The 26,795-nt window shown below is 49.7% G+C and carries 27 protein-coding genes; 11 read left to right on the top strand and 16 right to left on the bottom strand.

Annotated elements, in window-relative coordinates; all coding sequences use genetic code 11:
• Positions 1 to 22: 22 nt before the first annotated feature.
• Positions 23 to 931 carry an ion channel gene (locus tag V0288_RS10980; RefSeq protein WP_332865136.1) on the top strand — a complete coding sequence of 303 codons (909 nt, stop codon included), beginning with the start codon at positions 23 to 25 and terminating at the stop codon, positions 929 to 931.
• On the opposite strand, the gene V0288_RS10975 is transcribed toward V0288_RS10980, so the two are convergent.
• From V0288_RS10975 to hemC, 9 genes are all read right to left on the bottom strand, one after another.
• Positions 919 to 2,562 (bottom strand): CocE/NonD family hydrolase, encoded by a 1,644-nt coding sequence (locus V0288_RS10975; RefSeq protein WP_332865135.1) that lies wholly within the window; start codon positions 2,560 to 2,562, stop codon positions 919 to 921. The two genes, V0288_RS10980 and V0288_RS10975, sit on opposite strands and share 13 nt — an antisense overlap.
• Positions 2,559 to 3,038, bottom strand: coding sequence for a cupin domain-containing protein (locus tag V0288_RS10970; protein WP_332865134.1), 480 nt, complete (start codon positions 3,036 to 3,038; stop codon positions 2,559 to 2,561). Before V0288_RS10970 ends, V0288_RS10975 begins: the two co-directional genes overlap by 4 nt.
• Before the next feature lie 49 nt (positions 3,039 to 3,087).
• On the bottom strand, positions 3,088 to 3,930 hold the full coding sequence (gene folP / locus V0288_RS10965; RefSeq protein ID WP_332865206.1) for a dihydropteroate synthase: 843 nt from the start codon (positions 3,928 to 3,930) through the stop codon (positions 3,088 to 3,090).
• A 7-nt stretch (positions 3,931 to 3,937) separates the two neighbouring features.
• On the bottom strand, positions 3,938 to 4,543 hold the full coding sequence (gene cobO, locus V0288_RS10960; RefSeq protein ID WP_332865133.1) for a cob(I)yrinic acid a,c-diamide adenosyltransferase: 606 nt from the start codon (positions 4,541 to 4,543) through the stop codon (positions 3,938 to 3,940).
• Between the two features lie 194 nt (positions 4,544 to 4,737).
• The gene (locus tag V0288_RS10955; RefSeq protein ID WP_332865132.1) at positions 4,738 to 5,196 is read right to left on the bottom strand and encodes a type II toxin-antitoxin system VapC family toxin; all 459 of its coding nucleotides are present in this window, start codon (positions 5,194 to 5,196) and stop codon (positions 4,738 to 4,740) included.
• Positions 5,196 to 6,032, bottom strand: coding sequence for a hypothetical protein (locus V0288_RS10950; RefSeq protein ID WP_332865131.1), 837 nt, complete (start codon positions 6,030 to 6,032; stop codon positions 5,196 to 5,198). The genes V0288_RS10955 and V0288_RS10950 overlap by 1 nt, the downstream gene beginning before the upstream one ends.
• 99 nt (positions 6,033 to 6,131) lie before the next feature.
• Positions 6,132 to 8,201, bottom strand: a complete 2,070-nt coding sequence (locus V0288_RS10945) for an AAA family ATPase (RefSeq protein WP_332865130.1) — start codon at positions 8,199 to 8,201, stop codon at positions 6,132 to 6,134.
• A complete protein-coding gene (locus V0288_RS10940; RefSeq protein WP_332865129.1) occupies positions 8,198 to 8,371 on the bottom strand; it encodes a hypothetical protein in 174 nt (57 codons plus the stop codon). The genes V0288_RS10945 and V0288_RS10940 overlap by 4 nt, the downstream gene beginning before the upstream one ends.
• A gap of 141 nt (positions 8,372 to 8,512) precedes the next feature.
• Entirely contained in the window at positions 8,513 to 9,475 is a 963-nt protein-coding gene (hemC, locus tag V0288_RS10935) for a hydroxymethylbilane synthase (RefSeq protein ID WP_332865128.1), read from the bottom strand.
• A 206-nt stretch (positions 9,476 to 9,681) separates the two neighbouring features.
• On the opposite strand from hemC, the gene V0288_RS10930 reads away from it, so the two are divergent.
• Entirely contained in the window at positions 9,682 to 10,617 is a 936-nt protein-coding gene (locus V0288_RS10930; RefSeq protein WP_332865126.1) for a hypothetical protein, read from the top strand.
• Between the two features lie 137 nt (positions 10,618 to 10,754).
• Here the strand turns inward: V0288_RS10930 and ileS are convergent, their stop codons facing one another.
• Positions 10,755 to 13,613 (bottom strand): isoleucine--tRNA ligase, encoded by a 2,859-nt coding sequence (gene ileS, locus V0288_RS10925; RefSeq protein ID WP_332865125.1) that lies wholly within the window; start codon positions 13,611 to 13,613, stop codon positions 10,755 to 10,757.
• 120 nt (positions 13,614 to 13,733) lie between these two features.
• On the opposite strand from ileS, the gene V0288_RS10920 reads away from it, so the two are divergent.
• The 7 genes from V0288_RS10920 (at position 13,734) to V0288_RS10890 (ending at position 18,806) form a co-directional block, all read left to right on the top strand.
• Positions 13,734 to 14,306, top strand: coding sequence for a Uma2 family endonuclease (locus tag V0288_RS10920; RefSeq protein ID WP_332865205.1), 573 nt, complete (start codon positions 13,734 to 13,736; stop codon positions 14,304 to 14,306).
• A 30-nt stretch (positions 14,307 to 14,336) separates the two neighbouring features.
• Positions 14,337 to 14,480: a hypothetical protein gene (locus V0288_RS10915; protein ID WP_332865124.1), complete on the top strand. Its 144-nt coding sequence runs from the start codon at positions 14,337 to 14,339 to the stop codon at positions 14,478 to 14,480.
• Positions 14,481 to 14,483: 3 nt separating this feature from the next.
• Positions 14,484 to 14,933, top strand: a complete 450-nt coding sequence (locus V0288_RS10910) for a hypothetical protein (RefSeq protein WP_332865123.1) — start codon at positions 14,484 to 14,486, stop codon at positions 14,931 to 14,933.
• Between the two features lie 48 nt (positions 14,934 to 14,981).
• Complete coding sequence (gene xseB / locus V0288_RS10905) at positions 14,982 to 15,218, top strand: exodeoxyribonuclease VII small subunit (RefSeq protein ID WP_332865122.1); 237 nt, start codon at positions 14,982 to 14,984, stop codon at positions 15,216 to 15,218.
• A gap of 96 nt (positions 15,219 to 15,314) precedes the next feature.
• The gene (locus tag V0288_RS10900) at positions 15,315 to 16,817 is read left to right on the top strand and encodes a hydroxysqualene dehydroxylase (RefSeq protein WP_332865121.1); all 1,503 of its coding nucleotides are present in this window, start codon (positions 15,315 to 15,317) and stop codon (positions 16,815 to 16,817) included.
• A gap of 105 nt (positions 16,818 to 16,922) precedes the next feature.
• Positions 16,923 to 17,258, top strand: coding sequence for a hypothetical protein (locus V0288_RS10895; protein ID WP_332865120.1), 336 nt, complete (start codon positions 16,923 to 16,925; stop codon positions 17,256 to 17,258).
• Positions 17,259 to 17,261: 3 nt separating this feature from the next.
• Positions 17,262 to 18,806, top strand: coding sequence for an FAD-dependent oxidoreductase (locus V0288_RS10890; RefSeq protein WP_332865119.1), 1,545 nt, complete (start codon positions 17,262 to 17,264; stop codon positions 18,804 to 18,806).
• 36 nt (positions 18,807 to 18,842) lie between these two features.
• Here V0288_RS10890 and V0288_RS10885 read toward each other — a convergent pair whose 3' ends face one another.
• The 3 genes from V0288_RS10885 to V0288_RS10875 all read right to left on the bottom strand — a co-directional run bounded on the left by V0288_RS10885 (position 18,843) and on the right by V0288_RS10875 (position 20,269).
• A complete protein-coding gene (locus tag V0288_RS10885; RefSeq protein ID WP_332865118.1) occupies positions 18,843 to 19,124 on the bottom strand; it encodes a type II toxin-antitoxin system RelE/ParE family toxin in 282 nt (93 codons plus the stop codon).
• Positions 19,121 to 19,336, bottom strand: a complete 216-nt coding sequence (locus tag V0288_RS10880) for a hypothetical protein (protein ID WP_332865117.1) — start codon at positions 19,334 to 19,336, stop codon at positions 19,121 to 19,123. The genes V0288_RS10885 and V0288_RS10880 overlap by 4 nt, the downstream gene beginning before the upstream one ends.
• A gap of 84 nt (positions 19,337 to 19,420) precedes the next feature.
• Positions 19,421 to 20,269: a PIG-L deacetylase family protein gene (locus V0288_RS10875; protein WP_332865116.1), complete on the bottom strand. Its 849-nt coding sequence runs from the start codon at positions 20,267 to 20,269 to the stop codon at positions 19,421 to 19,423.
• A gap of 112 nt (positions 20,270 to 20,381) precedes the next feature.
• Here V0288_RS10875 and rsmI point away from each other — a divergent pair, with 112 nt between their 5' ends.
• Positions 20,382 to 21,218 (top strand): 16S rRNA (cytidine(1402)-2'-O)-methyltransferase, encoded by an 837-nt coding sequence (gene rsmI / locus V0288_RS10870; protein WP_332865115.1) that lies wholly within the window; start codon positions 20,382 to 20,384, stop codon positions 21,216 to 21,218.
• Positions 21,219 to 21,293: 75 nt separating this feature from the next.
• On the opposite strand, the gene V0288_RS10865 is transcribed toward rsmI, so the two are convergent.
• Positions 21,294 to 21,566 carry a LapA family protein gene (locus tag V0288_RS10865; RefSeq protein ID WP_332865114.1) on the bottom strand — a complete coding sequence of 91 codons (273 nt, stop codon included), beginning with the start codon at positions 21,564 to 21,566 and terminating at the stop codon, positions 21,294 to 21,296.
• Entirely contained in the window at positions 21,563 to 23,059 is a 1,497-nt protein-coding gene (locus tag V0288_RS10860; RefSeq protein WP_332865113.1) for an endo-1,4-beta-xylanase, read from the bottom strand. Before V0288_RS10860 ends, V0288_RS10865 begins: the two co-directional genes overlap by 4 nt.
• A gap of 151 nt (positions 23,060 to 23,210) precedes the next feature.
• On the opposite strand from V0288_RS10860, the gene V0288_RS10855 reads away from it, so the two are divergent.
• Positions 23,211 to 25,697, top strand: a complete 2,487-nt coding sequence (locus V0288_RS10855; protein WP_332865112.1) for an O-antigen ligase family protein — start codon at positions 23,211 to 23,213, stop codon at positions 25,695 to 25,697.
• 54 nt (positions 25,698 to 25,751) lie between these two features.
• Here the strand turns inward: V0288_RS10855 and V0288_RS10850 are convergent.
• Positions 25,752 to 26,795 (bottom strand): calcium-binding protein (locus tag V0288_RS10850; protein WP_332865111.1); only part of this gene is annotated, 1,044 nt, incomplete at its 5' end.

Raw genomic sequence — 26,795 nt, 5'->3', positions numbered from 1 at the left:
CTGGAAGTAAGCTTTTTATCCCATGCGTTCCCCGAAATATCTGACCCGATCCTTAAATGTCCGTCGATTCCGGCAGAATTTGCGGGGAGACGCGGATTTATCGCTCCGTCCCAGGCGCCGGGACGATATCTATCACTGGTTATTACGGATTCGCTGGCTTCCGTTTTTCGGCATTGTCCTGGGAACCTACGTGACGCTGAATTTCTGGTTCGGTCTGTTGTACCTGTTCACGAATGACGGGATCGCCAACGCCCGGCCGGGGTCGCTCGTGGATACGTTCTTTTTCAGCGTGCAAACCTTATCGACGGTCGGGTACGGTTCGATGTACCCGAAAAATCTAGCCGCGCAGGTACTTTCGGGAATCGAGATCCTTTTCGGGGTGTTGTTGATGGCGCTTTTGACGGGAATTCTCTTCGCGCGTTTCTCCCGGCCGACCGCGCGGGTAATGTTCAGTCGGGTCGCGGTGGTGGCTCCCTATAACGGGGTGCCGACGTTGATGTTCCGGACGGCGAATCGACGGGAAAGCCAGATTTTAGAGGCGAGAATTCAAGTAACGCTGTTAAAAACGGAGGTTAGCGTCGAGGGGCAACAAATGCGGCGTTTTTACGGGTTAGATCTCGTTCGATCGAGTAGTCCCGTGTTCGCGCTCAGTTGGCTGGTCATGCACCCGATCGATGAAAATAGTCCCTTTTACGGTGTTTCTCGGGAGGAATTAGAGCGAATGGACGCGGAATTATGGATTACCCTGACGGGAATCGATGAAACGTTCTCGCAGACGATTTACAGCCGTTACGCGTACTCGCTCGACGATATTTTCTGGAACGCGCGTTTCGTGGATATTTTCGTCACGCGGGAAGATGGCTCGCGGTTTCTCGATCTGCAATACTTCCACGAGATAACGGAACTAACCGCCGATTCTCAGCGAGAATAATCGAGCGGTAGGAGAATTTTAGTCGGAAAATCACCTTGACAAAATACGGCAATTGTGATTATAGAGAAATCGATCGATCGACTTTCGGCTGGAGTCTGTCCGGTTCCCGCGTTGACGGGATGCGCGGGAAAGCAGGAGGCACTGAGAGAGAGCCGTAAACGGTGGGCGCGGGGAATGGTGATAAAAGTTGCCTGTAGGGGAATCTGTAGCGGGGATTCGGGACTATTTACCCGGATATAGCCTTGGGAAATATTATATACCCGTCCGTCGGGGTGGACTTCCGAGAGAATGGCGCACAGGTCGAAGCTGGAAGCGTCCGCTTTGCAGAAAATTTCTACCGCGGGGATTCCGAGGAGGGTGAGGTCTTTTTCTAACGGTTCGGTGGTGTAGGTTAGTATATCGCTCCGGCAGTCCGGGGAGGAGCGATCGAAAACTCCCCCCGGTAGCGCGCTATGACCCCCGATCGACGGAACCGGCCGCCAGGGATCGTGTACGATGGTATCCTCGATCGAATTTTCTCCCGACTCCTCGCGTAATCTCCCGTCATCCTCGCGAATCCCGGCAAGTCCATCACTGGAGAGATAATAGATCTGCCGGTTTTCTGTCGGGAAATCGTCTAAATATCGCCAGCGATTCGCCCCCATTTCAAACAGAGACAGGGACGGTTTTTCGAGCAACTCGCTTTCTTTTCCCTTGAGGAAATAATCGAACCATTCAATTTGGATGCGATCGATCGGACTGATCGCCTCGTTGCCGTAGTCTTTTTCGCCGACTTTTCGACCCCAGGGCAAATGTGTCCACGGCCCGATGATTAACTTTTGGGGATAGCGGGAACGGGTTTTCATTTCCCCGTATAATTTTAGTGTCCCGCGGAGGTGCGGATCGAACCATCCCCCGATATGTAACATCGGTCGATCGATATTTTCGAGTAAATTTTTTGGGGATAATTTCGTCCAATATTCATCGGGTTCGGGATGGTTTAGCCAATCGTGGTAGAAAGAATCGGGGGCGAGTTCTTGGAGGATTTTCGGGCGCGCGGGAATCGGATCGAATAGCGGTAAATTTCGGGAGGCGAGAAATAGTTTTTGATACGCCGATTCATCGCCTTGTAATCGTGCCGTTTCTGTCGCTAATTGAATCGCCCACGCGAGATTATATTGTAGATGGAAAGCTCCGTTCTCATACGCCCAATCGGTATATAAATCATGGGCGATCATCGCGGGACAGAGGGTTTTTAGCGCGGGATGAGCGGTAGAGAGGGCGTACAATTGGGTCATTCCCTGATAGGAAAAGCCATACATTCCCACCTCTCCCGTACTGTTCGGGAGTGTTGAAACCCATTCTACTGTATCGAATCCATCCTCGATTTCATTGGTGAATAAAGTAAAATCTCCCGTCGAGGTTCCCCGTCCGCGCACATCTTGAATGACGACGATATAACCGTGGGAAGCGTACCAACTCGGATGCGCGTAAACGACGGTAGAGGCGATCGATCGACCGTAGGGTTGTCGCATTAATAAAACGGGAAAAGATCCGGCGCTCTCCGGACGATAAATATCCGCGTCTAACCGAATCCCGTCGCGGGTGAAAAAACCGGCACTTTCTTTCGTTACCGAATAGCGATCGATCATATTTGTACCGTTATCCCGCGACCGACTCCCATCAATACCTCTAGATCCTCCGCGTCTAACTGTTCGGGAACTCCGTTGCGAATTAATTCCGAAAAGTCTTCATTGGGAACCATAAAACAGAGCGCGTACAGTCTCCCGGTTCCCACGTTCCTAATCTCGTGAATTCCCGTCGGACGCACCAATAAACTATCCCCCGGACGTAAAGGAATCGGTTTGCCGTCACAGATCGCCATCCCCTCCCCTTTGAGAATAAAAAACATCTCGACCGCGAAATGATGGCGATGGGTGGGAGTCCGTCCGCGGGGATCGAAAATTTCCACGCACACGGTTAAAGAGTCCCCGGCGACGGTAGAATCGAAGACGATCGCCAGACGGTTCGTATCATCCGGACTAATGCGAAATACCTGATAATCGTGCGGCGATCGAATCACGGGAAGCATACAATGATCGCTCGTTAATTCGCTCTGGGGAGTCATAGACAGTCTCGATCGAGGTTGCGATTACCTCTAACAGTAGCAAAAATTTTTAGGTTCGCCGCCAGATCGCGTCCGCGACTTTACAGACATCCACCGTCACCGCGACATCGTGAACCCGGAGGATATCCGCTCCGGACTCGATCGCCGCACAGTTCGCCGCCGCCGTCCCCCATACTCGCTCTTTCGGGTCTTCTTTGCCTGTAATATGCCCGATAAAGCGTTTTCTAGAAACTCCTACTAGAATAGGACAGTCTAGCTCTTTAAATTGACGTAATTCTCGTATTAACTCTAAATTCTGTTCGTAGGTTTTGGCGAAACCGATCCCCGGATCGATGAGGATGTTTTCTCGCGGAATGCCTAATTGTAGGGAGATTTCGATTTGATTCGCTAAAAATTCCTTGATCTCACCGATTAAATCGCCGTAATCGGTGAGGGTTTGCATGGTGCGCGGGTTGCCGCGGATGTGCATGAGGAGGACGGGAACCCCGAAGCGCGCGACTGTCGGCAATAATTCGGGATCGAAGGTTCCCCCGGAGATATCGTTAATGATATCCGCGCCGGCTTCGATCCCTTTTTCGGCGACGATCGATCGCGTGGTGTCGAGGGAGATCGGGATCGAACTCTTCTGCCGTAACGCTTGGATGACGGGGATAACGCGGGATAATTCCTGTTCGATCGAGATTTCTTCTGCCCCCGGACGCGTCGATTGTCCCCCGATATCGATAATATCCGCGCCCGCTTCTATCATCTGTTCCGCTTGTTGTAGTGCGGTTTCGAGAGTAGTAAATTCCCCCCCGTCACTGAAACTATCCGGGGTAACGTTGAGAATTCCCATGACGTAGGTACGTTTTCCCCAGTCAAAAGTATGTTCGCGAATGGTGAGACTTTGCATGAAAAATTTAAAATTCAATCCCCGCTTGCGCTTTCACTCCCTGTTCGCGGAAAGGGTGTTTAATTAATTTCATTTCCGTGACGAGATCGGCTACTTCGATGATTTCCGGCGGCGCGCCGCGTCCGGTGAGGATAACGTGAGAATCCGCTGGTTTTCGGGCTAACCCGGCGATCACTTCCCGCGGATCGAGATAGTTTAATTTTAGGGCGATATTGATTTCATCGAGGAGAATCGTTCGATATTCGGGATTCTCGATGAAATTTAACGCTTTCTGCCACGCCTCGCGCGCTTTCTCGATATCCCGCTCGCGATCTTGGGTTTCCCAGGTGAATCCCTCTCCCATCGCGTGAAACTCGATCTGTTCTCCCCACGCGCTGAAAATCTTCTGTTCCGCGGGTTCCCACGCGCCTTTAATAAACTGCACGATCGCCACTTTATAGCCGTGTCCGAGCGATCGGAGGACGATTCCCAGCGCGGCGGTCGTTTTTCCCTTACCGTCGCCCGTATTGACGACAATTAAGCCTTTCTCGGTGTTTTTTTCGGCGAGGCGTTCCTCTTGAATCGCCTTGCGGCGTTGCATTTTCTCTTTGTACTGTTCGGGGGTGAGTTGCATTCGGGTTTCGATCGAGGGGAATTCTATGTAGATCCTAACTCGATCGGGTACCGGTTCGATCGACAGTACGGCCGATTCCCCGAGAAATCTTTTCTCGTCGATCGAAAATCGGCTGGCTGTAAATTGTTTACTTTCTCGTCAGTTCGATTTCACTCCGCTATGTTCTTTGATTTGACTAAATTTCTCCAGAATTTCTAGCCTATCTCTAACGGAGGGATGATAAAATCGGTAAACAGTTGTATCCGAAAGGAACTCCGGGATAAAGAATTGATCAAGCGTTGATCTAACGTTAGCAATGGCGCGTCAACTTGTTTCGATAAAGCGACATAACAACCATCATAAGCTTTGATACCGTATTCTAAAGCAATTTGAAAAGCTTCTTCTACTAAATCATTAGTAGAAATTACTTGAAAATTAAAAACCTTTAAGGCAGTTAAATATTCCTGAACTTGTTGAACTGTGTAAAGCTTCGCTCGAACGTATTTACAAAAAACATTACTACACTCAAGGTACAAAAAATCAGGAATAAAAATTTCGGTAGATGGATTATTTAAATGCTCGAATAATTGATTGGCTTTCGGAGTCAGCGCATCAATCATAAATAGCTTTATACAAATATTAGTATCGATCACGCATCGGAGGGAACCTGTCATTACTGGCGAGCCTCTCGAATCATTTCGGTACTATCGGGAAGTCCAAACTCGACTGGGTTCACTCTAGGACTATTCCGAATTCTTTCTAAAACTGCCGATATGGATTCTGCTGGTTTTTCAGGAGTTTTCTGAATAGTGCCACCTAAACTTTGAATCCAATTTTCAAGCTCGATCGAGTCTTTATCTGTCCAACCAGCCATTACTTCTGGATTTAAATTTAACTGTTTTATATATTCCTCAATCCGTAAAATAATGAGACTGCTATAACCTCTGGATTGAGTCACTAAATTTGACATCTCTATATCTTCTGCAAAATACTCTTTTATATTGCGCTCGGATAGAGAGAGAGCCTTCTTAGCACCCTCATAAATTTGTTTTAATTCGGATATAGCTAAAATCTCTATAAATACATCAACAACCTCGGCAACAAGAGCAAGCCCCGAAGTCACTCTTGCTACATCTTTACTCTGTTCATTTGTCTTTCCTTCGTTGATTAGAGATAAACCAAGAAATAAGTAAGAATGCGCTGTTAACAGATTGGTGAAATCATCTATCGCTCTAATAAGCTCTACAGCTTCAGGTTCATTTTTATACTGTTTCCATACAGCAAACCAAGCTTCATTTAACCGATTTAAAACTTCATTTCTCTCACGATAACTTCTTGAATCATCTTTGACTCGATTCCATAAATTTTTTGTTTCTTCTAGCAAATTCTCGATTATTATTTTATGCGAATCCGTTAAAACATTATCCAGACGTAGCTGGACAGCCTGAATATTTTCTAGAATAGCTTCGCCGATTCTACGCTCATCTCCTTTGACCTGAATATTATTCATACTGAATACTTCCCAAAGTACAAAAGAAAATTCATGACTAACGCCCCGATACCGTTCATTCTAGCGAACGATCGCTCTGGCCGGCAACCGTCAGCGAAATTACTCCCGGTGGGTGACTTCGATAATCTCGGTGTACTCGAACTCGTTGGGACTGCGTTTGACTAGAGGGTAAGTAACGCCACCGAGTTCGATCGCATCTTCCGGACAATCCAGTTTCGGGGAGTGATAAACGAGGACGTATTCTTTACCGATATACGAGGACATCTCCTCTTCTACCTCGCCGCGCCATTGGGTTTTCGTGGCTAACACGACTAATTGATTCGCGAGTCGCGGGATGATGTGGGCGACTTTGCGACGGTAGATGTGATCGAGACTGCCGAAGGGGGAATCCATGACGATCGGGAAGGTGCTACTATCGATGCCCATGAGGGTATTTTTCTGACTCCACTCGCGGACTCGATCGATAATCCCCCCGATAAAAGCTAAACTGAGAATCTGATTCTCTCCCGTCGATGCCGCCACGGGAACCGCTACCCCCGTCGTGTTTTCTAGTAATTTTAATTCGTACTCGCTACTGATGCGCGGGAGGTAGGGAGTGAAGGAGATCTCGCTAAAGATTTCCTGTACCCGTTTTTCGAGGGAGAGACGGAATTGATTTTCTAAACGTTTGCGGACTTCGGTAATTCGATCGATCGCGTCCTGTGTCGCCAGCATTCGCCGTTGGACGAGGTTCTGTTTCTCTTCTTTCTGCTGTTGCTTCTGAATCTGTTTTTTCAGCACTTCTAACGCTTCGGTAGCGATTTCTCGCTGGTTTTTATTCGCTCCCAAATCTAAACGGAGATCTTTTAAAGAATCCTCGATCGCATCTAAACGGGTTTGCAGATTTTTAATATCCCCGTCGGGATAATCGCGGAATTTATTTTTAATCTCGTCTAACTCCGATTCTACTAAAGATAGTTCACCGCGCACCTGTTGAATACTCGCCTGTTCGTCATCTACTTCCTGCCAGAAAGGGGAAATTCTTCCTTCGATTTCCGTGACACTCGATTCTAAGCGGATCGCCGCTTCTTCCACGTCGGCGATTCCCGCTTTATTCATCCAGTCGCGTACTTGAAAATAGGCGGGACTTTCCTCGTGTAATTCACTGCCGCAGATACATTGTTTTCTCTCTAGTAACTGTTGGACGAATTGCTGTTTAATCCCGCTGGGCAACTCTCCCCGATCGCGCAGTCGATCGATCAGTCCGTGAAACTTTTGATTTATATCATCGAGAAAAACAATATAAGCTTGATTGGAAATTAATTTCTTGACCTTTTCTCTCGACGAGACTAAATTCTGACGTAAATTCTTTTCTTGACTCTCTAACTTTATTTTTAACTGTTTTAACTCTTCCGCCCCGCTCACTTCCAATAGGTGAGCCGTGACGATTTTTTTCAGTTCTTCCTGTTGCGAGATTTCGGTGGTAAGAGTCTGTTGCTTTTCCGAGAGTTTTTCGAGATCCTGTTCTAACTTCGCTTCCTGCTTGACTAGCTTTTTGAGATCCGATTCCCCGAGATTTTTGAATTCATCCTGTAGGGATTTTTTCGCTTTTTTCAGGTGTTCGATCGAGCGGTCTAATACCTTCACTCCCAATAGCTCTTTCGTATCCTCCGCGATCGTGCCTTTATGGCCGTGTCGCAGTTGATGATCGATATGTTCCCCGTCGAAAAAGAAATAGCGGTGTAAACTTTCGGGTAAAATTTGATTGATAATATCTTCCGGTTGTTGCGGGGGAGGATACCAATTCCCATCATCCCCCGCGTAGAGCATAAAAAAGTTATTCTGACCGTATTGAATTTTACCGTTTACATCCTCGTAAACGAAGCATTTCCGCTTCACCTGATAGCGTTTACTCTCATGCTCGAAATTCACTTCCGCGGAACATTCTACCGAGGTTCCCGTTTGGACTTCGGTAATGGCGCGCTTGTTGATTAACAATTCCGGGGAGGCGAAAGCGTCGGTAAATCGCTCGTACAGTACCCAGGTAAACGCGTTTAACAAAGTGGTTTTTCCCGCGCCGTTATTGCCGTGAACGACCGTCGTGTTCCGTTGCCCGCTCGCGAGGTGAATCTCGGGCGTTTTCCCGTAGAACTGACGGAAGTTACAGAGCCGGATCGAGAGCAGTTTCATCGGATCACTTCTTTGACGATCGAGAGGACATCATCGTTGATATTGCGGGGATTGCGTTGATATAATTTATCCTTTTCCAGTTTCAAAACCCGCAGGATGATCTCGCGGGTTTCCTCCGGCGCGGTATCGATCGGTTCCTGTACTTTTTGCAGGTTACTATCGGTGTTCATGGGGAGATGTGGAGAGTGGAGAGTGGAGAGTGGGGAGTGGGAAATCAAGATAGAGAGGAGATAGTTTCGGGAAAAAATGGAGAGTTTCGAGAAATTTACTCCCTACTCCCTACTCCCTACCCTCCTGCCTCCTGCCTTCCCTTACCCTCTGCCGACTTCGGCGAAGATTTCCGCGAGAATTTCGCCCGCGCCGGCTTCCCGGACTTTGCGCGCTAATTCCTTTCCTAACTCTTCGGCCTGACTCGGTGAACCGCTAACGGAGTCTTTAATCAGCCGTTTTCCGTCGAGACTGGCTACCATACCGGTTAAGGTTAGCGTATCGTTGTCGATCGAGGTGTTCACCCCGATCGGAACCTGACAACCGCCCTCTAACTCCCGTAAAAAAGCGCGTTCGGCGTAGCATCTATCGCGGGTAGGAGCGTGTTCGAGGACTTTTAACACTGCCAAAATTTCCGGATCTTCGGCGCGACACTCGATGCCTAACGCGCCCTGTCCGACGGCGTGAAGGGAGATTTCCGCGGGGATCACCTGATGGACGCGCTCGCCGAGTCCCAATCTCTGCAATCCCGCCACCGCGAGGATAATCGCGTCGTATTCTCCCGCGTCGAGTTTCGCCAGACGGGTGTTCACGTTGCCGCGCACGTCTTTAAAGGTGAGGTGGGGGAAATGGTGACGTAGTTGCGCTAATCGTCGCAGGGAGGAAGTCCCGATTACCGAACCCGGCGGGAGGGTGGCGAGTTCGTAGGCGCGGTTTTTCTCGTTCACTACCAGGGCATCGGCGGGATCGACGCGTTCGGTGACGCATCCGAGGATCAATCCGTCCGGGAGATTGGTGGGGAGATCTTTGAGGGAATGGACGGCGAGATCGATCGATCCGTCTAGCATCCCGTTTTCTAGCTCTTTGGTGAATAATCCTTTGTCGCCGATCTTGGCGAGGGCCACATCGAGAATTTTATCGCCCTGGGTACTCATGGTCTCGACATCGAACTGTCGGTCGGGGTGGTGTTTTTGCAGTTCTTCCTGTACCCAGTAGGTTTGAACCAAGGCTAACTGACTTTTGCGCGAACCGATGCGTATACTGCGGGTGGGGCTAGAAACGGACATATCAAAGTGGGTGATTAACGAAACATCTATTCGATCGGACTCGATCTAGCCTATCGTGAGAACACCCCGTTATCGTAACCACCGCGATCGCTCGCGGCAAATAGTTACATTCTGTAATATTTTCGGAAGAGGGATTGATCGCGATCGCTGATCGACAGCCGAGAGTATGCTACTCTAGCGCGATTAGAGCGATAAAATCTATCGTGATGGAGATGATGACCGAGAATTCCCTCAAAAGGCTCAATTCGGGCTGTGTTCGTAATCTTGTTCTGTTGCTCCTGCTGATCTCGGGATCGGCTACAGCGGGCTGGTGGATAGGGAAAGCGTGGATCGATCGATCGCGCCCGACTCCCGCGTACCGGCCCGCGTTCACCGCGGGCGATCCGGCCGCTCCCTCGACGGAAAGCCAGCAGGAATGGCAGGATCGGGCGAAAATCCGGGCGCGTCGATCGGAACTGGGGATCGATAGTCAATTTTTCCGTCTTCTGGTAGATGAAACGCTAACAATTCAATATCCCGATCTCGGGGACGATGCGGCCGAAAAACGAAGGAAACGTTCCCTCGTATCCCTGGAACTGCTCGATCGATTGGCGGTTCTCGATGGCGCGATTCTACGGGAATTAGGTACTTACGGGGCAGAACAGCGTCGGGAATGGCGAAAAGCGGTCAACGAGCTTCATCTAGGTAGTCAGACTCTCTACGATCTCGCGGATGGTGGCTTTTTCGCCTTTTTCCCGGAAGTGACCGATCGACCGAGTTTCGATCGACCGCTCGGACAGGTTTGGAGCGCTTTCGCGGTCAGCCGATTACAATCGTTACAATCGGGTTCGTCCTATCGGAAAATCGAGACGTTAACCGAATCGGGACAGGAAATTATCGAGGGATCGTTAACGAAAGGAGCCGGGAACGCGTACTCGATCGATCTGCGATCGGGTCGGAATTTAACGGTAAATCTATCGACCGATGGAGACGTTACGATTTCTCTCTACTCGCCGACGGGAAGCGTGAAACTATTAGAAAATTCTAGCGATCGTCAATGGTCGGGACAGTTATCGGAAGATGGTTTTTACGAGTTAATTATTCTCTCGAAATCCGCGACCCCGATCACCTTCCGTCTCGATTTACAGGTCGCCAAACCGTGACGGGAAAATCCCGCTCTCGCGGGTTGGAACTATTGATTTTTCCCATTACAAGCCGGTCTATCTGTTTTTTTGAATTCGGTAGGATGCTCGATGAAAAAGGGTACTTTACGGTAGGGCAAAGTACCCGATCGAACTCGTTAAAACGCACCTTTCAACGCTTCATTACAACGCTCGCAAAGGGTCGGATCTTCGGGGAAAGTGCCGACGAGAGGCGAGTAATTCCAGCATCGATCGCATTTCTGTCCGTCCGCTTTCACGACACCGACGGAAACGAGATCCGATTCCCCTTTATATTCCGCGGTTTCGAGGGAATCGATCGAATCCACCAACTCTACCTGAGACGCGATCAACAAATACCGCAATTCATCGATCCGGTTGCCAGATAAACTATCGCTCGGATTCAACGTTTCTAACTGTTGTTTTAACTCTCCCGCGGGGACGTAGAGTAACACTTTCGCGTCGAGAGAAGCCCCGATCGCTTTCGCGTTTCTCGCCACTTCCATCACCTTATTCACCTCCGCGCGGATCTGGCGTAATTTCGCCCATTTCTCCGCGAGTCGCGGCTGATTCCATTGCGGATCGAGGTTCAACCATCCTGACTCGAAAACGGACTGGTAAGGTGTTTTATAGGGGAGATATTGCCAGATATCCTCGGCGAGATGACATAACACCGGGGCGATCGATTTGGCGAGATTTTCTAGGGCGATCGAGTAAACGGTCTGCGCGCTCCGACGACGGAAAGAATCGGGATCGGAGATATATAATCGATCCTTGGCGATGTCGATATAAAAGTTCGACAGATCGACCACGCAGAAATTCTGTACCGTCTGGAAAAAGCGGAAGAATTGGAAACTCTCGAACGCGTCCGTCACTTCCGTGAAAACTTCCGAGATCCGGTGGAGCATATAGCGATCGATCTCCGGTAACTCCTCGTAAGGAACCGCGTCTTTCGCGGGATCGAAATCGTTGAGGCTACCCAGTAAAAATCTCGCCGTGTTGCGGATCTTATTGCGGATATCGGCGAGTTGTTTAACGATATTCTGACCGATATTCACGTCGGAAGTGTAATCCACCGACGACACCCACAACCGTAGGACATCCACCCCGTAAGCCGGTTCTTTTTTCTGATCCTTGCCCCCGTTGATGATGCTGTAGGGATCGACCACGTTGCCGAGGGATTTACTCATCTTCCGTCCCTGTTCATCGAGAACGAAACCGTGAGTTAATACCGTTTTATACGGAGCGATCCCGTTCGCGGCCACGCTGGTTAATAAACTCGACTGGAACCATCCCCGGTGTTGATCCGACCCTTCCAGATACATATCCGCGGGATATTTTAATTCGGGTCGAGTGTTCAACACCGCGTTCCAACTGGAACCGGAATCGAACCACACGTCCATCGTGTCCATTCCCTTCCGGTAGGTGCGGCCGTTATTCCGATAACTTTCCGGTAACAGTTCCTCGATCGATAATTCCCACCACGCGTCCGAACCTTTTTCCGCGAAAATGGCTTGAACGTGGGCGATCGTTTCCTCGTTTAATAACGGTTCCCCAGTTTCCTCGTCGTAGAAAACGGGAATGGGAACCCCCCAACTCCGCTGACGGGAGATACACCAGTCCGATCGATCGGCTACCATCGGGGTGATGCGATTCTGTCCGGTCGCGGGAATCCATCGAACCGTCTCGATCGCTTCTAACGCCTCTTCCCGGAACCCTTCCACCGAGGCGAACCATTGTTCCGTCGCCCGGAAAATCGTCGGTTTTTTCGTGCGCCAATCGTAGGGATACTTATGTTCGTAAGCTTCCTCTTTCAATAACGCGCCTTTTTTCGCCAGTTCCACGATAATCGCTTCATTCGCGTCCTTGAGAACATTCAGACCCTCGAATTGTCCCGCTTCCGCCGTGAAATTCCCTTTTCCGTCCACGGGGGAGAGAATCGGCAGGCCGTAGCGTTGTCCCACCATATAATCCTCCTGACCGTGGCCCGGCGCGGTGTGTACCAATCCCGTCCCGGAATCGGTGGTCACGTAATCGCCCCCGATCACGATCTCGCTTTCTCTATCGAAAAGGGGATGACGGTAGGTAGTGTGTTCGAGATCTTTTCCTTGCACCGTCGCTTTCACGGTGAGGGAAGTGGCGAAAGTTTCCGCCAGTTTCTCGACGAGATCGGTGGCGACGATGAGATAGTTCGATTCACCGGTCTCGACCACGGAGTAATTCAAATCGGGATTTAACGCGACCGCGAGATTCCCCGGCAGAGTCCAGGGGGTTGTCGTCCAGATGGCGACGGATAGGTTCGGCAGGAAGGGGGTTAACGCGTCCGTCGAGACTTTGGTGACGGGAAACGCGACGTAGATACTGCGGCTAACGTGGCCTTCCGGGTATTCTAATTCCGCTTCGGCCAGCGCGGTTTGGGAACTCGGACTCCAGTGAACCGGCTTTAAACCGCGATAGATATATCCTTTCAGCGCCATTTTGCCGAAAACGGCGATTTGTGCCGCCTCGTACTCGGGAGTGAGGGTTAAATAGGGATGTTCCCAATCCCCCCAAACTCCATAGCGCTGGAATCCCTCGGATTGCTCTTTCCAAGTTTGTAGGGCGAAATCCCGCGCTTTGTGACGGAGTGTGAGCGGGGTTAGATTCTCTTTTTCCGCTCCTTTGAGGTTTTGCAGGACTTTTAGCTCGATGGGAAGTCCGTGACAGTCCCACCCCGGCACGTAGCGGACTTTATAGCCGCGCAGGAGTTTATATTTGTTGATAATGTCTTTGAGAATTTTGTTTAACGCGTGACCGATGTGTAAGGACCCGTTGGCGTAGGGCGGGCCATCGTGGAGAATAAAGACTTCTTGCGGGTTATTTTCCGATAATTTCTCGTAAATTTGATTTTCCTGCCAGAATTTCTGGATTTCCGGTTCGCGTTTGGCGGCGTTGGCGCGCATATCGAACCCGGTTTGCGGCAGGTTGACGGTATCTTTATAACTTTTCGCGTCGGTCACGGTGGTTATGCGGTGCGTCTAAGGTTTACTTCTTCCCATTGTATCGGTGAGCGGCGTGGGGGGACGGGAACGGCGGGAACGCTATAATCCGGGTATTCGAGAACGAGGGAAGTGATCGCGATGGCGACGAATCCGAATTTTTTCTATGTTTCTCCGGAAGTGTATTTAGAGGGAGAGAGAGTTAGCCCTATCAAGCACGAGTATCGAAAAGGTCGAATTTACGCGATGGTAGGTGCGAAAAAGCCCCATATTGTTTTATCGGCTAATTTAGCCAGAGTTTTAGGAAATCATCTCGATAATAGTCCCTGTCTCGTTCTGACTTCCGATATTAAAGTTCGGTTGGAAGAGGCGGATTGTTATTACTATCCCGATATCGCGGTAGTTTGTGACGAGAGGGAGATTAATAATACCGATGATTTTATTCTCTATCCGGTTCTCGTGATCGAGGTGTTATCGAAATCGACGGAATCATTCGATCGGGGCGAGAAATTTACCGATTATCAAACCTGTCCGACGTTAACCGAGTACGTTCTCGTTCACCAAGACCGGAAAAAAATCGAGTGTTACCGTCGCGACGAGTCGGGACTTTGGACGGAAAATATCTATACTTCGGGGGAGGAAGTGGAGTTCACGAGCGTGGGTTTTCGGGGTTCGATCGAATCGATCTATCAGAAAGTCCCCGGTCTGGTATAAAAGGATTTTATTCGAGGGAGAGAAACGGAAATGTCTTATCGCCAATTAACTTTATCCGAACTGAAAACTAATTTTAATTTGAGTTTTATTGAAGGGGTAGGACTTTTTGAAAAATCGCCAGAAGTTCAGCCCTCTCGTTTATTACAAGAAATTTTAGTCGATAATATTCCCTGAGCCGTGGCTATCGGTACGGAAAAGGCTCGATCGGAATTAATTGTTTCCCCAGTCTTGGTCGAATTACGAAAACATTTTCAGAAAAAGATCAGTTTATTTTCTGGCATTGAATTTAATATCGATCCCGATCGAGGGTTAACGGGTATCTGTGATTTCTTAATCGGTCTCTCCGAGGAACAGTTATTCGTCCAAGCACCGGTGATCGCGTTAGTCGAGGCGAAAAATGATAATTTAAAATCCGGGATCGGGCAATGTCTGGGAGAAATGTTAGCGGCGCAGATTTTTAATGAACGGGAAAATCGATCGATCGAGACAATTTACGGCGTGGTGACGACGGGGACTATCTGGCAATTTCTCTCGTTAAACTCTCGATCGGTCACGATAGATCTAAGAGAATACGCTATCGGTAAACTCCCGAAAATCTTCGGAATTCTCGCCAGTTTTCTGGTATAATAGGAAAGGTTTTTGAAAGTTTATTTTTCCGTACTCCCTCGCGCTACTATGCCTCGATCGAAAAAAGAAAATAACTGGAATTACGAAGAAAACGTCGCTAGAGTAGAAGCGATTATCGATAATATCGAAAACGGAACCCTACCGCTCGAAGCCGTTTTCGAGCAATTTTCCGTCGCCACCGAACAACTGCGACAGTGCGAGGAATTCTTACAGAAAGGTAGGGAGAAAATGGAACTCTCGATCGAAACCCTAACCGCCGAAACCAACGAGGATATCGAATTCTAAAACCGATCCTCCCGTCTTCCCCGATCGCCCCTTTTTGACGAAAACACGTCATAATCGTAAAGGGACGCGTAAAACTTCAGATTCGGGGAAAAAACCATGACGGAACGGAAAAAAGTGGCGATTGTCGGCGCGGGATGGGCCGGATTGGGGGCCGCCTATCATCTGGTAAAACAGGGCTATGACGTGACAGTACTGGAAGCCGCGCCCTATCCAGGTGGACTGGTGGCGGGATGGAAAACCCCCGGCGGTCGTTCCGTGGAGGGCGGAATTCACGGTTTTTGGTATCCCTACGCCAATATTTTCCATCTCGTTCGGGAATTAGACTTAAATCCCTTCACCCCTTTCACTCGCTCGTCCCAGTATTCTCCCGCGGGGTTAGAGGTAGAATCGCCCATTTTCCAGAACGAACCGCGATTACCCGCGCCGTTAGGTACATTTCTCTACACTCGTTTTACCCGATTACCGTTGCTCGATCGACTGTCCGCGCTTCCCCTTCTCTACGCGGTGATCGATTTCGACAACTCCGATGAAGCCTGGCGACGCTACGACAAGGTAACGGCGAGAGAACTCTTTAAACAGTTCGGAGTTTCGGCGAGATTGTACGAAGATGCCTTTGAACCGATGTTATTGGTCGGTTTATTCGCGCCGGGGGAACAGTGTAGCGCGGCGGCGACGCTGGGAATGCTGTACTACTTTATCCTCGCCCATCAGCCCGATTTCGATGTGGTGTGGTGTCGGGGAACCGTCGGGGAGAAGATTTTCGCGCCGTTAGTACGGGAGATCGAAAAGTCGGGAGGACGGGTTTTAACGAATAAACGGGTGACGGATGTGGTTCTCGACGCGACGGGACAAGCGACGGGGGTGGTGTGCGGTACGGAAGTTTTCGAGGCGGACGCGGTGATATTCGGGGTGAGTGTGAGCGGGATGAAGAAAATCGTTTCAGAAAGTAAGGTTCTGAGCGAATATAAAGAGTTTCGGGATTTGAGTAATCTGGGCGGGATCGATGTTTTGGCGGTTCGGTTGTGGTTCGATCGGAAAATTCCCGTTCCTCTGCCCTCGAATGCCTGTTTCGGCTTCGATCCGACCACGGGCTGGACTTTCTTCGACCTCAACGCGTTACACGACGAATATCGCGAGGAATCGGGGAGTGTTATCGAGGCGGATTTCTACCACGCGAACCAGTTATTGCCGATGAGTGACGAAGAAATCGTTCGCAAGGTGCAGAAGGATTTAAGCGTCTGCGTTCCCGAGTTCGCTAATGCGAAGGTGAGCGATTACAGTGTCATTCGGGTGCGTCAGGGTGTGACTCACTTCGCCCCCGGTAGCTATCAGTATCTTTTGTCGGCGAAAGCCGGGATTCCGAATGTATTTATGGCGGGAGATTGGATTATCACCGATCACGGCTCTTGGTCGCAGGAAAAAGCCTACGTGACGGGACTGGAAGCGGCGAATCTGGTGATCGATCGCTTGAAAACGGGCGAAAAAGCGGCGATTATCCCCGTAGAACCCGATGAACCGCATATTCAGGGACTGCGATCGCTCAATAAAATGTTCCGCGGTTCGATCGAGCGTTTCCTGCCCGATTTTTGGCTACCATAGTGGGTATCGATCGGTAGTTAAGATAGTATCGAAGTTTTACGATTCCCTTGATTTTCGAGGCGAAATCGTGAAGAATAAGCGTGATTCCCGCGAGAGAGGTTAACAATGTTTGGAAAACCGCCGAAAGAACCGAAACCCCCCGAAGTAAAAGATCTGCCCGATGTGGTCTTCCCGATCAAGCAGAATTCCCCGACGAACGAGAGTACAATCGAGAACGAGATCGTTCCCGTCCCACAGCCGGAAGTGGTGACGGTAACGGAGAAAATCAGTCAAATTCTCTCTCCCTATTTCATCGTTCTCGTGGGGTTATTTCTCTACGATCGCAACGGTTTTATCGGATTTATTTTAATTTCCGCGGGGGTTCTCTCGATATTCGGATTCCCTTGGAATAATCTACCGAAGTTCATAGAAGAGATTAAAAAGTTCTTTCGTTCTAATTAGAGAATGTCTGTAGTTGAAACGATTTTAACCTGCGTAGGAGATCGAACCCTGGAGCGACTTCGATCGACCGATAAAATCTGGCGATCGCTCCGTCTCGAAACTCCCCCGATCCCGTCGGTAATTACCGAGAGTAAGGAATCGATCGGGGAAACGGATCTCGACGTTTTGATCTGCGGGGGAACGTTGGGAATTTTTATCGGTTCCGCGCTCCAGAAACGGGGTTTACGCGTGGGATTGGTGGAGCGGGGAATCCTGCGGGGGAGAGATCAGGAATGGAATATTTCCCGCGCGGAGTTAACCAATTTTCTGGATCTAGAACTATTAACCGAAGAGGAATTACATCGCTCGATCGCCACCGAATACAATCCCGCTAGGGTAGGATTTTATGGAGGATACGAACTTTTCGTTAGAGATGTTTTAAATATCGGGGTCGATCCCGTTTATCTGCTAGAAACTTTAAAACAAAAATTTCTGGAAGCGGGAGGTAGATTATTCGAGAATACGGGCTTTTCCTCCGCGGTGGTTCATCCCGATGGCGTGGTAGTGAACGCGGGAGAAATTAGCCTGAAAACCCGTTTAGTCATCGACGCGATGGGACATCCTTCCCCGATCGCCCAACAAGCGAGAAAAGGCGGAAAACCCGATGGTGTGTGTTTGGTTGTCGGCAGTTGCGGCCGCGGTTTTCCCGATAATGAAACGGGGGATTTGATATATTCCTTTACCCCAATATTGAACCAATGTCAATACTTTTGGGAAGCGTTTCCCGCGAGAGATGGACGGACGACCTATTTATTTACCTACGTCGATACCCATCCCGATCGCTTTAGTCTAGAGTTCTTCATGGAAGAGTATTTACGACTCTTACCGGAATATCAAAATGTGGAGATCGATCGGGTACAGTTCGAGCGTTTTCTCTTCGGTTTTTTCCCCGCGTATCGCGAGAGTCCTTTAAAAATGCCGTGGGATAGAATTCTAGCGATCGGGGATAGTAGCGGTAGTCAATCCCCCGTTAGTTTCGGTGGTTTCGGAGCGATGGTACGGCATTTAAAACGCTTGACTTTCGCGATTGAAGAGGCTTTAGAGGTAGATTCGCTGGATCGATCGAACCTCGCGCTTTTACAACCCTATCAACCGAATATATCGGTAACTTGGCTATTTCAAAAAACGATGAGTGTGCCGATGGATGCCACCCCGAATCCCAATCAGATTAATGATTTAATGAGCGGGGTTTTTCAGGTGATGGATAAGTTAGGAGACGAGGTTTTAAAGCCGTTTTTACAGGACGTGGTGCGCTTTTCTTCCCTGTCGAGAACTTTACCGCTAGTGAATCCGAAATTAGTCCTACCGATGATCCCGCAAGTGGGGGTTAATCCCTTTCTCGATTGGACTCGACATTATGTTAATCTCGCTTTATACGGGGGATTATCACCCTTGGGGGAATCGTTAAAACCCGTGTTAGAAAAGTTACCGGAAAAACAGCGTTATATCTATCACCGTTGGTTAGATAGCTGGAAATACGGATCGGGAGGAGATTATCACGTGGATTGAGTGTGTTAGAAAAATAGCGATAGAATAAAAAATGGATTAATACACCTCGTCATGGGTGCCTACATTAAGCAGTAAAATAGTTTCTTCTCCGTCTTCAACATTATCAGCAAATTCAAATAAAATACGGTAGCTATAATCGATAGAACATGACCAAACATCGGAGAGATCTCCCTTCAGTTTATGGGTATGTAAGCTGGGATGGAAAGGGTCTTCAGATAATTGGCGTAAAGTTCGCTCGATCGGGATTCTAAGATTCGGGCTTTTGCGAATTAGACGTTTGAAGGAGCGAAGAGATCTAGGAGTCCAACCGATTTTCATGGTAGATCTAATTGTGTTAGGAATTCATCGATCGAACCGAATTGTACATTGCCTTCCGCGAATTCCTGACGAACTTCTTGAACTTCTTTCACTAAATTAGCTCTTCGCTGTTCCTGTAAGCGTTTTTGCAGGATATCGAGTAAAATCTCTTGATCTTCGAGGGGTAAACTCTCGATCGATTCGATAACTTGCTGAAAATGTGATGTTTTCATTCTCGTACAGGTATTGTCTAGTTGATCCTTTATTGTAGCTTTTTATCCCCGATCTTTCCATACTATCTCCAGACTCCCGATCGCTTACTCCACTCGCGCGAAATACTCTTTATCGAAGATTCGGAAGTAGAGAGAGGGGGGAAATCGATCGAAATAGGGTTGCATATCGTCGAAGGTCGATCGTTGCGATCGATGCAATAACATCGCGTCCCGTTTATAAGCGCCGAATTCGGTAATTTTTACGGCTAGAGTGGGAGAGGGTAAACCGTTTTCCGTGAGAGTCGGGTAATTTTGTTTGAAATAATCCGAAATCTGCATAGCCGTCTCGATCATCGGTCGCGGTAACGTGATTTGATACAGTCTTTGTACGGGAAAATTGTTTCGACCTTTGTTACTCTCGAAAATTTCCTTAACATAGCGCGCGATCGCGACGTGATCGGGATGCCCGTATAAGCCGATTTTATCGTCGTAAGTGATAATGACAGAGGGTTGATAGCGATCGATCTTTTCCTCGATCACCGATTTCAACACTTCCGCGGGGATATCCTTAATGCCACTATCGGGAAAATCGAAAATCTCTAATCGATCGATATCCAGCAGTTCACTCACCGATTCTAATTCCCTCGATCGCAATTGACCGAGTTCTCGTTTTTTCCGTACCGGATCGGACTCGTCCACCAGTCCATTTGTCGTACCCGCTTCCCCACGAGTGAGAGTGATTAAAATCGTTTCCTTTCCCTGACGATTTAGCGCTTTTAACGTCCCCGCGCAGGTGATCTCGTCGTCGGGATGGGGGAAAACGAACATCACGCGATTTCCGGGAAAATCCAACCCCACCGGGATGGAATCATCCTGTAAGCGACTCCGCAGGAACCAGAAACCCGCGAAAATGAGGATAACGAGAATTAGCGGTAGGAAGAAAAACCAGTACATAGAGAGGAATCTTTTCATCGATCGAACGTTTCTTTCTACTGTACAAGCTTGGCGGATTCTTGACTATGATAGAAGGAGAATAATTTTTCACCTTCAGGGATAGGGATAACCGATGAGTGTAGCGGGAAAATTGTACGTGGTGGGAACCCCGATCGGTAATTTAGAGGATATGACCTTTCGGGCGATCGAGACGTTAAAAAAAGTAAATTTCATCGCGGCGGAAGATACCCGTCACACGGGCAAGTTATTACAGCATTTCCAGATCGCCACCCCGCAAATTAGCTATCACGATCATAATCGGGTTTCCAGGGAAGGGGAGTTATTAGAAATTCTCTCGCGGGGACAAGATATCGCCCTCGTTACCGACGCGGGAATGCCGGGGATCTCCGATCCTGGATACGAGTTAATCCATGCCTGTTTACAAGCGGGAATCGAGGTAATTCCTATCCCCGGAGTGACCGCGGTAATCACGGCTTTAGCCGTGTCGGGACTCCCGACAGAACGCTTCTGTTTCGAGGGATTTTTACCGACGAAAGAGAAATCGCGAAAAGCGAGATTAGAGAGTTTGCAGGGGGAGGAAAGAACGATGGTTTTCTATGAAGCCCCCCATCGAATCGTTAAGACGATCGAGGATTTTCGGGAAACTTTCGGGAAAGCGAGAAAGATTGTTTTAGGACGGGAATTAACGAAACTCTACGAGGAATTCTGGCGCGGTACGATATCGGAGGCGATGGATTATCTAACGGGAAAACAACTCAAGGGAGAGTTTACCATCGTCGTCACGGGAACCACGGAAAGCGATACGGTACAACTTTCCGACGAGGAATTAAAGCGAGAATTGAAGCAAATTATGGAAAAAGGAATCAATCGATCGCAAGCCAGCCGACAACTAGCACAGGTAACGAATTTTTCTCGAAGTTATTTATATAAATTAGCCCTAGAAATTTAACGGTATGCTGGCGAGAGATATCTATCACGATAACGTTCCAAACAATTCGTCATCTCGTGACCGAATCATCCCGATTTAAAAATCAAACTCGTCGAATTCCGTATCCCGCGGGGAAAAACGGCCGCGCGGGGGTCTTTTTGACTTTCTCAAAAACACCGGGATCAGGGAACCGAGAAAGAATCCCCCCCCCAAACAGAACGATAATAAAATCCCCGCGGGTAAATTAATCGACTGGAATTGTAAGAACTTTAGCGAAACCGGTTTCACATTTTGAATCGCGAAAACCGCCATCGTCACGATCCAACCCGCGACAATAGAAGAAGCTAGAAAATTCGTGATCGTGTTCATCCTATTCCTCGCCACTCGTGAATGAGTTCCTGTAATTTTAAATAGCCTAACTTCGGGGTCATATCCTTGCGAACTAATCCCCCGTTCGGCCAGAAATTGCCGTTATCGGTGAGATCCCACCAACTAATCGCCTCGATATAGGATTTACTATAACAGAGCGTGTAGAACTGTTCGATCCATGCCGCCTGTACCTCCTCACTCCAGGGTTTTCGCCATCTTCCCGCGGGTTCTTTCAGATAGGAAGTCTCGTCGATTTCGGTGGAGGAAGAAACTCCCAATTCGGTGATATGAATCGTTTTTCCCAATCGGCTAAAGCGGTCTAACAGTCGATCGATCTCGAAGAAATCCCGATCGGGATAGTATAATTGTAGCCCGATCGCCTCGAACTCGATTCCCGCGTCGAGAATCGATCGCAAATACTCGAAAGGACTATGCTGGGGCGGTTGATGATAGGCCACATTTTCCGCCCATAGACAACAATTATTCACGATCCGAAACACTTCCGGATTCCCGCGACGCGATTCTACGGCCGCGATCCGGGTTAACTCGATAAACTGTTCTAGGGAAAATTGTAATTCATTCGCCCACGCGAGTCCGTTCGCCTCGTTTATCACGTCATAATAATTGATTTTCCCGCGATAGTAGGCGGTTATCTCCCGTACCCGTCGCGCCACGAGATCGGTAATCTCCGCGAACGATTTTTCCCGTATCTCTTCCGGAAAACCGATCTCGTGAAACCAGACGAGCGGGTGTCCTTTCGGCGTGATATCCTGCGAGAGTAGCCAATTGACCGAGGTATCGACACTCGCGAAGTTTTTTTCGCCTAATTTCGGTTCAAAATATCGCCAATAGAAAGGAACCGTTGCGAAATCGAAAAGATTTTTAAACAGTCGATCGTATTCCTCACCTTGCTGGGGGTGGCCGAAAAAATTACAGCCGAAGAGATAATCCGGACGGGGAGACTTTCGGGCGATAATCTGACTCGCTTTACTAAAAACCGCCTCCTCTCCCGCGTACAAGCTTTCATTCAAACTTAGATCGCAATATCTCGCTCTTTCCTTACTATCCTCCGCCTCTCTCCCCCGATTCAAATACCTTTCCGCTTTCTCCAAGCGTTGGAAAATTTCCGGGGAAAAGGAAAACCCCTGTTTCCGCCAGAGTTCGATCGAACTCCTCACCCGATAGAAACGCGAGTCCGCGAAAGCCAGATTGAGATTTAACGGGAAATCCGCCCTAGAATACCCCTCACCCCGATTATCCGCGTAGAGAAACACCTCGCCGAAATCCGTCACCGATAACTTTAGCGCGATCGCGAACGGGATATCGGGAAGCCGCGAGAGAAGTTTTCCGGGTTCCACCACCCGCGGGGGATTGGGAATCGGTTCATCGTCGAGAGTGAGAAAATAAAGCTGGTCGAGAGGTTTACGGGCTAACGGTTCCCCTTTGGCAGTAAAAGCGGTCATCTCGACCATCGATTCCGTAATTTCTGCCATTTCCGCCCTCGATCGAGACACAACAGCGACCGCGAGAGTAAATCCCCCCCCCAGTTGTAAAAATTGTCGCCGGTTAAAAGTAAAGTGCATCTGTCCGATTTTCCCGCCGATCGGGGAATAGTAAAAGGGTGAATTCTCGTCTCTCCAGGCTATGGCCGCGACTACTCCCGATATTCCTACCGCTCGCGTTTGGTTATTACTCACCGCTTTCCTCTACGCGGTTTTTACCCTACTTCCCGATAGTCATAGCCTGATGGTATCGTGGCCGTGGGTCGCCGTCTGGCAAATCGGCTTACTCTGTCCCATTTTATGGCTTTTATTGACGATCGCTCACCGGGAGAAATTCCCCTTCCTCGGTAACGGCTTCGATATAGCGATCGCCATTCTAGCGCTAGGCTTACTCGTTTCCAGCCTTTTCGCCGAATTTCCCCACCCAGCGCGCTGGTACAGTTGGGCGACCCTCGGCGCGATCGCGGCCCTGTACGCCCTAAATCAATGGATTGTTAGCGAAAATTCAGAGCGAAGACGATATAGAGCGTTAATTTTTCAAGGTTATCTCGATCTAACCTTTATTATTCTGAGTTTATTTCTTTGGACGACCCAAACCCTATTACCCGAACTAGCGAGAATTGACGGACTCCGAAAACTAGGCATCAATCTATCTTTCGATTTCTCGGTTTTAGAATTACGCAACTGGGCGCCCCTGGGACATCAAAACTACGTCGCGGGCTATCTCGTCCTCGCGTTGCCGTTACTGGTGGGATTGGCGATTCTCGCGCGAGACTGGCAACGCTGGCTATGGCTAACGGGCGCGGCTTTAGGCGTTCTCGACCTCTACACCACCAGTTCGCGGGGCGGTTGGTTGGGGCTGGTGGGCGTTTGCGCGTTCGGATTGGGAATTTTACTCTTTCCAAGCAAGATCCCTCGTATATGGGTAGGGTTAGCGGGATTAGGAACTTTTAGCCTGTTATCGCTTTTTATCTTCGCCAATAATCGCCTAAAAACCGTTATCACCTCCACGCTTCAAGGAAACGGCGATTCGGAGTTTTCCTATCGCCAGATTAATGCTCTCATCGGTTGGCGCATGGGGAGCGAACATCCGTTCACCGGGATCGGCCCCGGTAACGTCCCCCTCGCTTACCAGAAGTATCGCCCCTTCACCGCGGGACGGTCTTCGGAATGGATCTATCAACTGCATAGCACCCCCGCGCATTTGTGGGCGGAATTGGGTATATGGGGCGTTGTAGTACCCGCGATATTAATTTTTCTTTTAATTTATCATTTCCGCCGTTTCGGGGCTGACGGCGAGCCTAGAGAGCGAATCCTCTCCCGGTGCCTCCTCGCGGGTTTCTTCGGTTACGGGCTGGTCGGTCTCACCGATTACCAGCTAGATAATATCTCGATCGCCGGAACCCTGACGCTCTATCTCGCCTGCCTGACCTCCTCCCTGCCGCGAGAGGATAAAAAAACGGTAATCCCCGCGAAATGGATCGTTCTCGCGGGAATCGGCCTCGTTATCGCGATGGTTCTCTGGCTGGTTCCCGTCCATCGCGCCTGGCAACTCTCCAGTATCGGGTTCACGTACCTACGCGACAACAAGATCGAACCGTTTAGAAAAGCGCTCGTTCGCGCCGGGGAGTTAGCCCCCCGCGAACCCTATTATCCCTATCAATTAGGCTGGAATTTGGGAAATCCCGCGCTGACCGGCAATAATCCCAACGCCTCGGCCGCCGCGATTCAAGCCTTCCAACGCGCGAACCGGATTTCCCCCTACCTAGAATTCGGTCATAGTAATCTCGGTTGGCTATTGCTGAGAACGAACCCGGCGGAAGCGACGCGCTCTTTTACCGAGTCCGCGCGACTGATTCCCGCGAAAAGGGGAGTTTTCGACGGATTAGCCCGAAGTTTACTGGAACGGGGCCAAAAGGATCTGGCGATCGACGCGTTAGCTTTAGAAGGTATCCGCGATCCGCTTTTTATCACCGCTCCCGTCTGGCGATCGCCGCGACTACAACCCCTCTATCAAGCTCTACTAGATCGGATGGAAAAGATTTACGACCAACTGTTAAACGGTAATCCTTCCCCCGCGTTACGGAATTATCTCCTCTCTAGTCGGGGAACCCTGCGCTGGTGGCGGGGAAACGGGGCGAGAGCGGCCGAAGATTGGCAAAAATCGGGCAATTCGAGCGGATTAGCCTTATTAGAGCGAGCGGCGGGAAAATCGATCGATCTCGCCACCCTCCCGGCCGGGATGAACTCGATCTTGCCGGTATGGGACAACCCGACGCGAAGACTCCCGTTACTGCGCCAAGCGTGGTTACGGTCGCGCCAAGAAGTTTTATCGCCCGATATCGAGCGACAGTTACTCGAATCTTTGTCCGGTTCTCCGAATCTCGATATTTGGCTCCGGGAAAAAGCGCCTGCCTTGCCCTATAACCGCCAGAGAACCGGATTCGGGGTGAATATTCGGCACCTCGACGGGCCGCAACCCTACGATTTCGCCCCCGTTTTCGAGAATTTAGCGGTTTCTACCTGGTTTAGTGAACTGTTCGCCTCGCCCGATTATTTCCCCGAATTCGACACGGCCTTACAACCGTTCCGGGAGGAATTACTGGCGAAAATCGGGAAATTATCCTAAAAAAAAGGGGCCGATCGATCTTCGGCCCCTTCCGTCGATAACGAGCTTACCGGTTTAAACGATGACCGAGAAATTGCTCTGGCTGATACTGCCGAGACTCGTGCCGGTTAAAGTCGCTAAAAGAGTCGCCCCCGTGTTCAAGAAAGCGGTATTGAACGTGTTACCCGTGTACCAAACCTGTACGTTCGAGCCACTGCTAACCCCTAACACCGCCGCGCCAAAAGCTCCCGCGTTCCGGGCCGCGTTCGCCGCCGACGATAACGAGAAACCCTCGCCGTAGCGATTGGAGGTCAGAGTACCTAGATTCAATCCCGAGAAACCGGAAAAACGAAGTTGGATTCGATCGAGAAAGATAAAGTCAGTAATCGTATCTCCCCCTTCGGAAAGGTTGTTATACACGAAGGTATTGACTCCGAATCCCCCCGTCAGGAGATCGGCACCCGCTCCCCCCGTGATAGTATCGTCGCCACTACCCCCGTTGATCGTGTCGTTACCCGCGTCCCCGGAGAGGAAGTTACTACCGCTATTGCCGGTGATGACGTTGTTATTGCCGTTGCCCGTCCCGTTGATATTGCCAAAGCCGGTCAGGGTGAGGTTCTCGATGCCGAATCCGAGGGTATGGCTGACGGAGGCGGATACCGAGTCCACTCCCCCCAGGGCATCGTTAAAGGTTTCCGCCACGATATCGCCGAGGTTATCGACAAAGTAGGTGTCGTTTCCATCGCCACCGTTCAAGCTATCGGCTCCGAGACCGCCATCGACGGTATCGTTTCCATTCCCCCCGTTGATGGTGTCGTTGCCCGCTCCCCCGTCGAGGATGTTATTACCGCTATTGCCGGTGATGACGTTGTTATTGCCGTTGCCCGTCCCGTTGATATTGCCAAAGCCGGTCAGGGTGAGGTTCTCGATGCCGAATCCGAGGGTATGGCTGACGGAGGCGGATACCGAGTCCACTCCCCCCAGGGCATCGTTAAAGGTTTCCGCCACGATATCGCCGAGGTTATCGACAAAGTAGGTGTCGTTTCCATCGCCACCGTTCAAGCTATCGGCTCCGAGACCGCCATCGACGGTATCGTTTCCATTCCCCCCGTTGATGGT

The organism is Pannus brasiliensis CCIBt3594, from assembly GCF_036688125.1.
GTDB classification, from domain to species: domain Bacteria; phylum Cyanobacteriota; class Cyanobacteriia; order Cyanobacteriales; family Microcystaceae; genus Pannus; species Pannus brasiliensis.
The sequence above is the reverse complement of the archived record's forward strand: the minus strand, read 5'-3'. Positions and strand labels throughout refer to the sequence as shown.

Bases quoted from the DNA above. Each gene is read 5' to 3' on its own strand.
- V0288_RS10980 (WP_332865136.1), top strand. From the start codon at position 23: ATGCGTTCCCCGAAATATCTGACCCGATCCTTAAATGTCCGTCGATTC.
- V0288_RS10975 (WP_332865135.1), bottom strand. From the start codon at position 2,562: ATGATCGATCGCTATTCGGTAACGAAAGAAAGTGCCGGTTTTTTCACC.
- V0288_RS10970 (WP_332865134.1), bottom strand. From the start codon at position 3,038: ATGACTCCCCAGAGCGAATTAACGAGCGATCATTGTATGCTTCCCGTG.
- folP (WP_332865206.1), bottom strand. From the start codon at position 3,930: ATGCAAAGTCTCACCATTCGCGAACATACTTTTGACTGGGGAAAACGT.
- cobO (WP_332865133.1), bottom strand. From the start codon at position 4,543: ATGCAACTCACCCCCGAACAGTACAAAGAGAAAATGCAACGCCGCAAG.
- V0288_RS10955 (WP_332865132.1), bottom strand. From the start codon at position 5,196: ATGACAGGTTCCCTCCGATGCGTGATCGATACTAATATTTGTATAAAG.
- V0288_RS10950 (WP_332865131.1), bottom strand. From the start codon at position 6,032: ATGAATAATATTCAGGTCAAAGGAGATGAGCGTAGAATCGGCGAAGCT.
- V0288_RS10945 (WP_332865130.1), bottom strand. From the start codon at position 8,201: ATGAAACTGCTCTCGATCCGGCTCTGTAACTTCCGTCAGTTCTACGGG.
- V0288_RS10940 (WP_332865129.1), bottom strand. From the start codon at position 8,371: ATGAACACCGATAGTAACCTGCAAAAAGTACAGGAACCGATCGATACC.
- hemC (WP_332865128.1), bottom strand. From the start codon at position 9,475: ATGTCCGTTTCTAGCCCCACCCGCAGTATACGCATCGGTTCGCGCAAA.
- V0288_RS10930 (WP_332865126.1), top strand. From the start codon at position 9,682: ATGGAGATGATGACCGAGAATTCCCTCAAAAGGCTCAATTCGGGCTGT.
- V0288_RS10920 (WP_332865205.1), top strand. From the start codon at position 13,734: ATGGCGACGAATCCGAATTTTTTCTATGTTTCTCCGGAAGTGTATTTA.
- V0288_RS10915 (WP_332865124.1), top strand. From the start codon at position 14,337: ATGTCTTATCGCCAATTAACTTTATCCGAACTGAAAACTAATTTTAAT.
- xseB (WP_332865122.1), top strand. From the start codon at position 14,982: ATGCCTCGATCGAAAAAAGAAAATAACTGGAATTACGAAGAAAACGTC.
- V0288_RS10900 (WP_332865121.1), top strand. From the start codon at position 15,315: ATGACGGAACGGAAAAAAGTGGCGATTGTCGGCGCGGGATGGGCCGGA.
- V0288_RS10895 (WP_332865120.1), top strand. From the start codon at position 16,923: ATGTTTGGAAAACCGCCGAAAGAACCGAAACCCCCCGAAGTAAAAGAT.
- V0288_RS10890 (WP_332865119.1), top strand. From the start codon at position 17,262: ATGTCTGTAGTTGAAACGATTTTAACCTGCGTAGGAGATCGAACCCTG.
- V0288_RS10885 (WP_332865118.1), bottom strand. From the start codon at position 19,124: ATGAAAATCGGTTGGACTCCTAGATCTCTTCGCTCCTTCAAACGTCTA.
- V0288_RS10880 (WP_332865117.1), bottom strand. From the start codon at position 19,336: ATGAAAACATCACATTTTCAGCAAGTTATCGAATCGATCGAGAGTTTA.
- V0288_RS10875 (WP_332865116.1), bottom strand. From the start codon at position 20,269: ATGTACTGGTTTTTCTTCCTACCGCTAATTCTCGTTATCCTCATTTTC.
- rsmI (WP_332865115.1), top strand. From the start codon at position 20,382: ATGAGTGTAGCGGGAAAATTGTACGTGGTGGGAACCCCGATCGGTAAT.
- V0288_RS10865 (WP_332865114.1), bottom strand. From the start codon at position 21,566: ATGAACACGATCACGAATTTTCTAGCTTCTTCTATTGTCGCGGGTTGG.
- V0288_RS10860 (WP_332865113.1), bottom strand. From the start codon at position 23,059: ATGGCAGAAATTACGGAATCGATGGTCGAGATGACCGCTTTTACTGCC.
- V0288_RS10855 (WP_332865112.1), top strand. From the start codon at position 23,211: ATGGCCGCGACTACTCCCGATATTCCTACCGCTCGCGTTTGGTTATTA.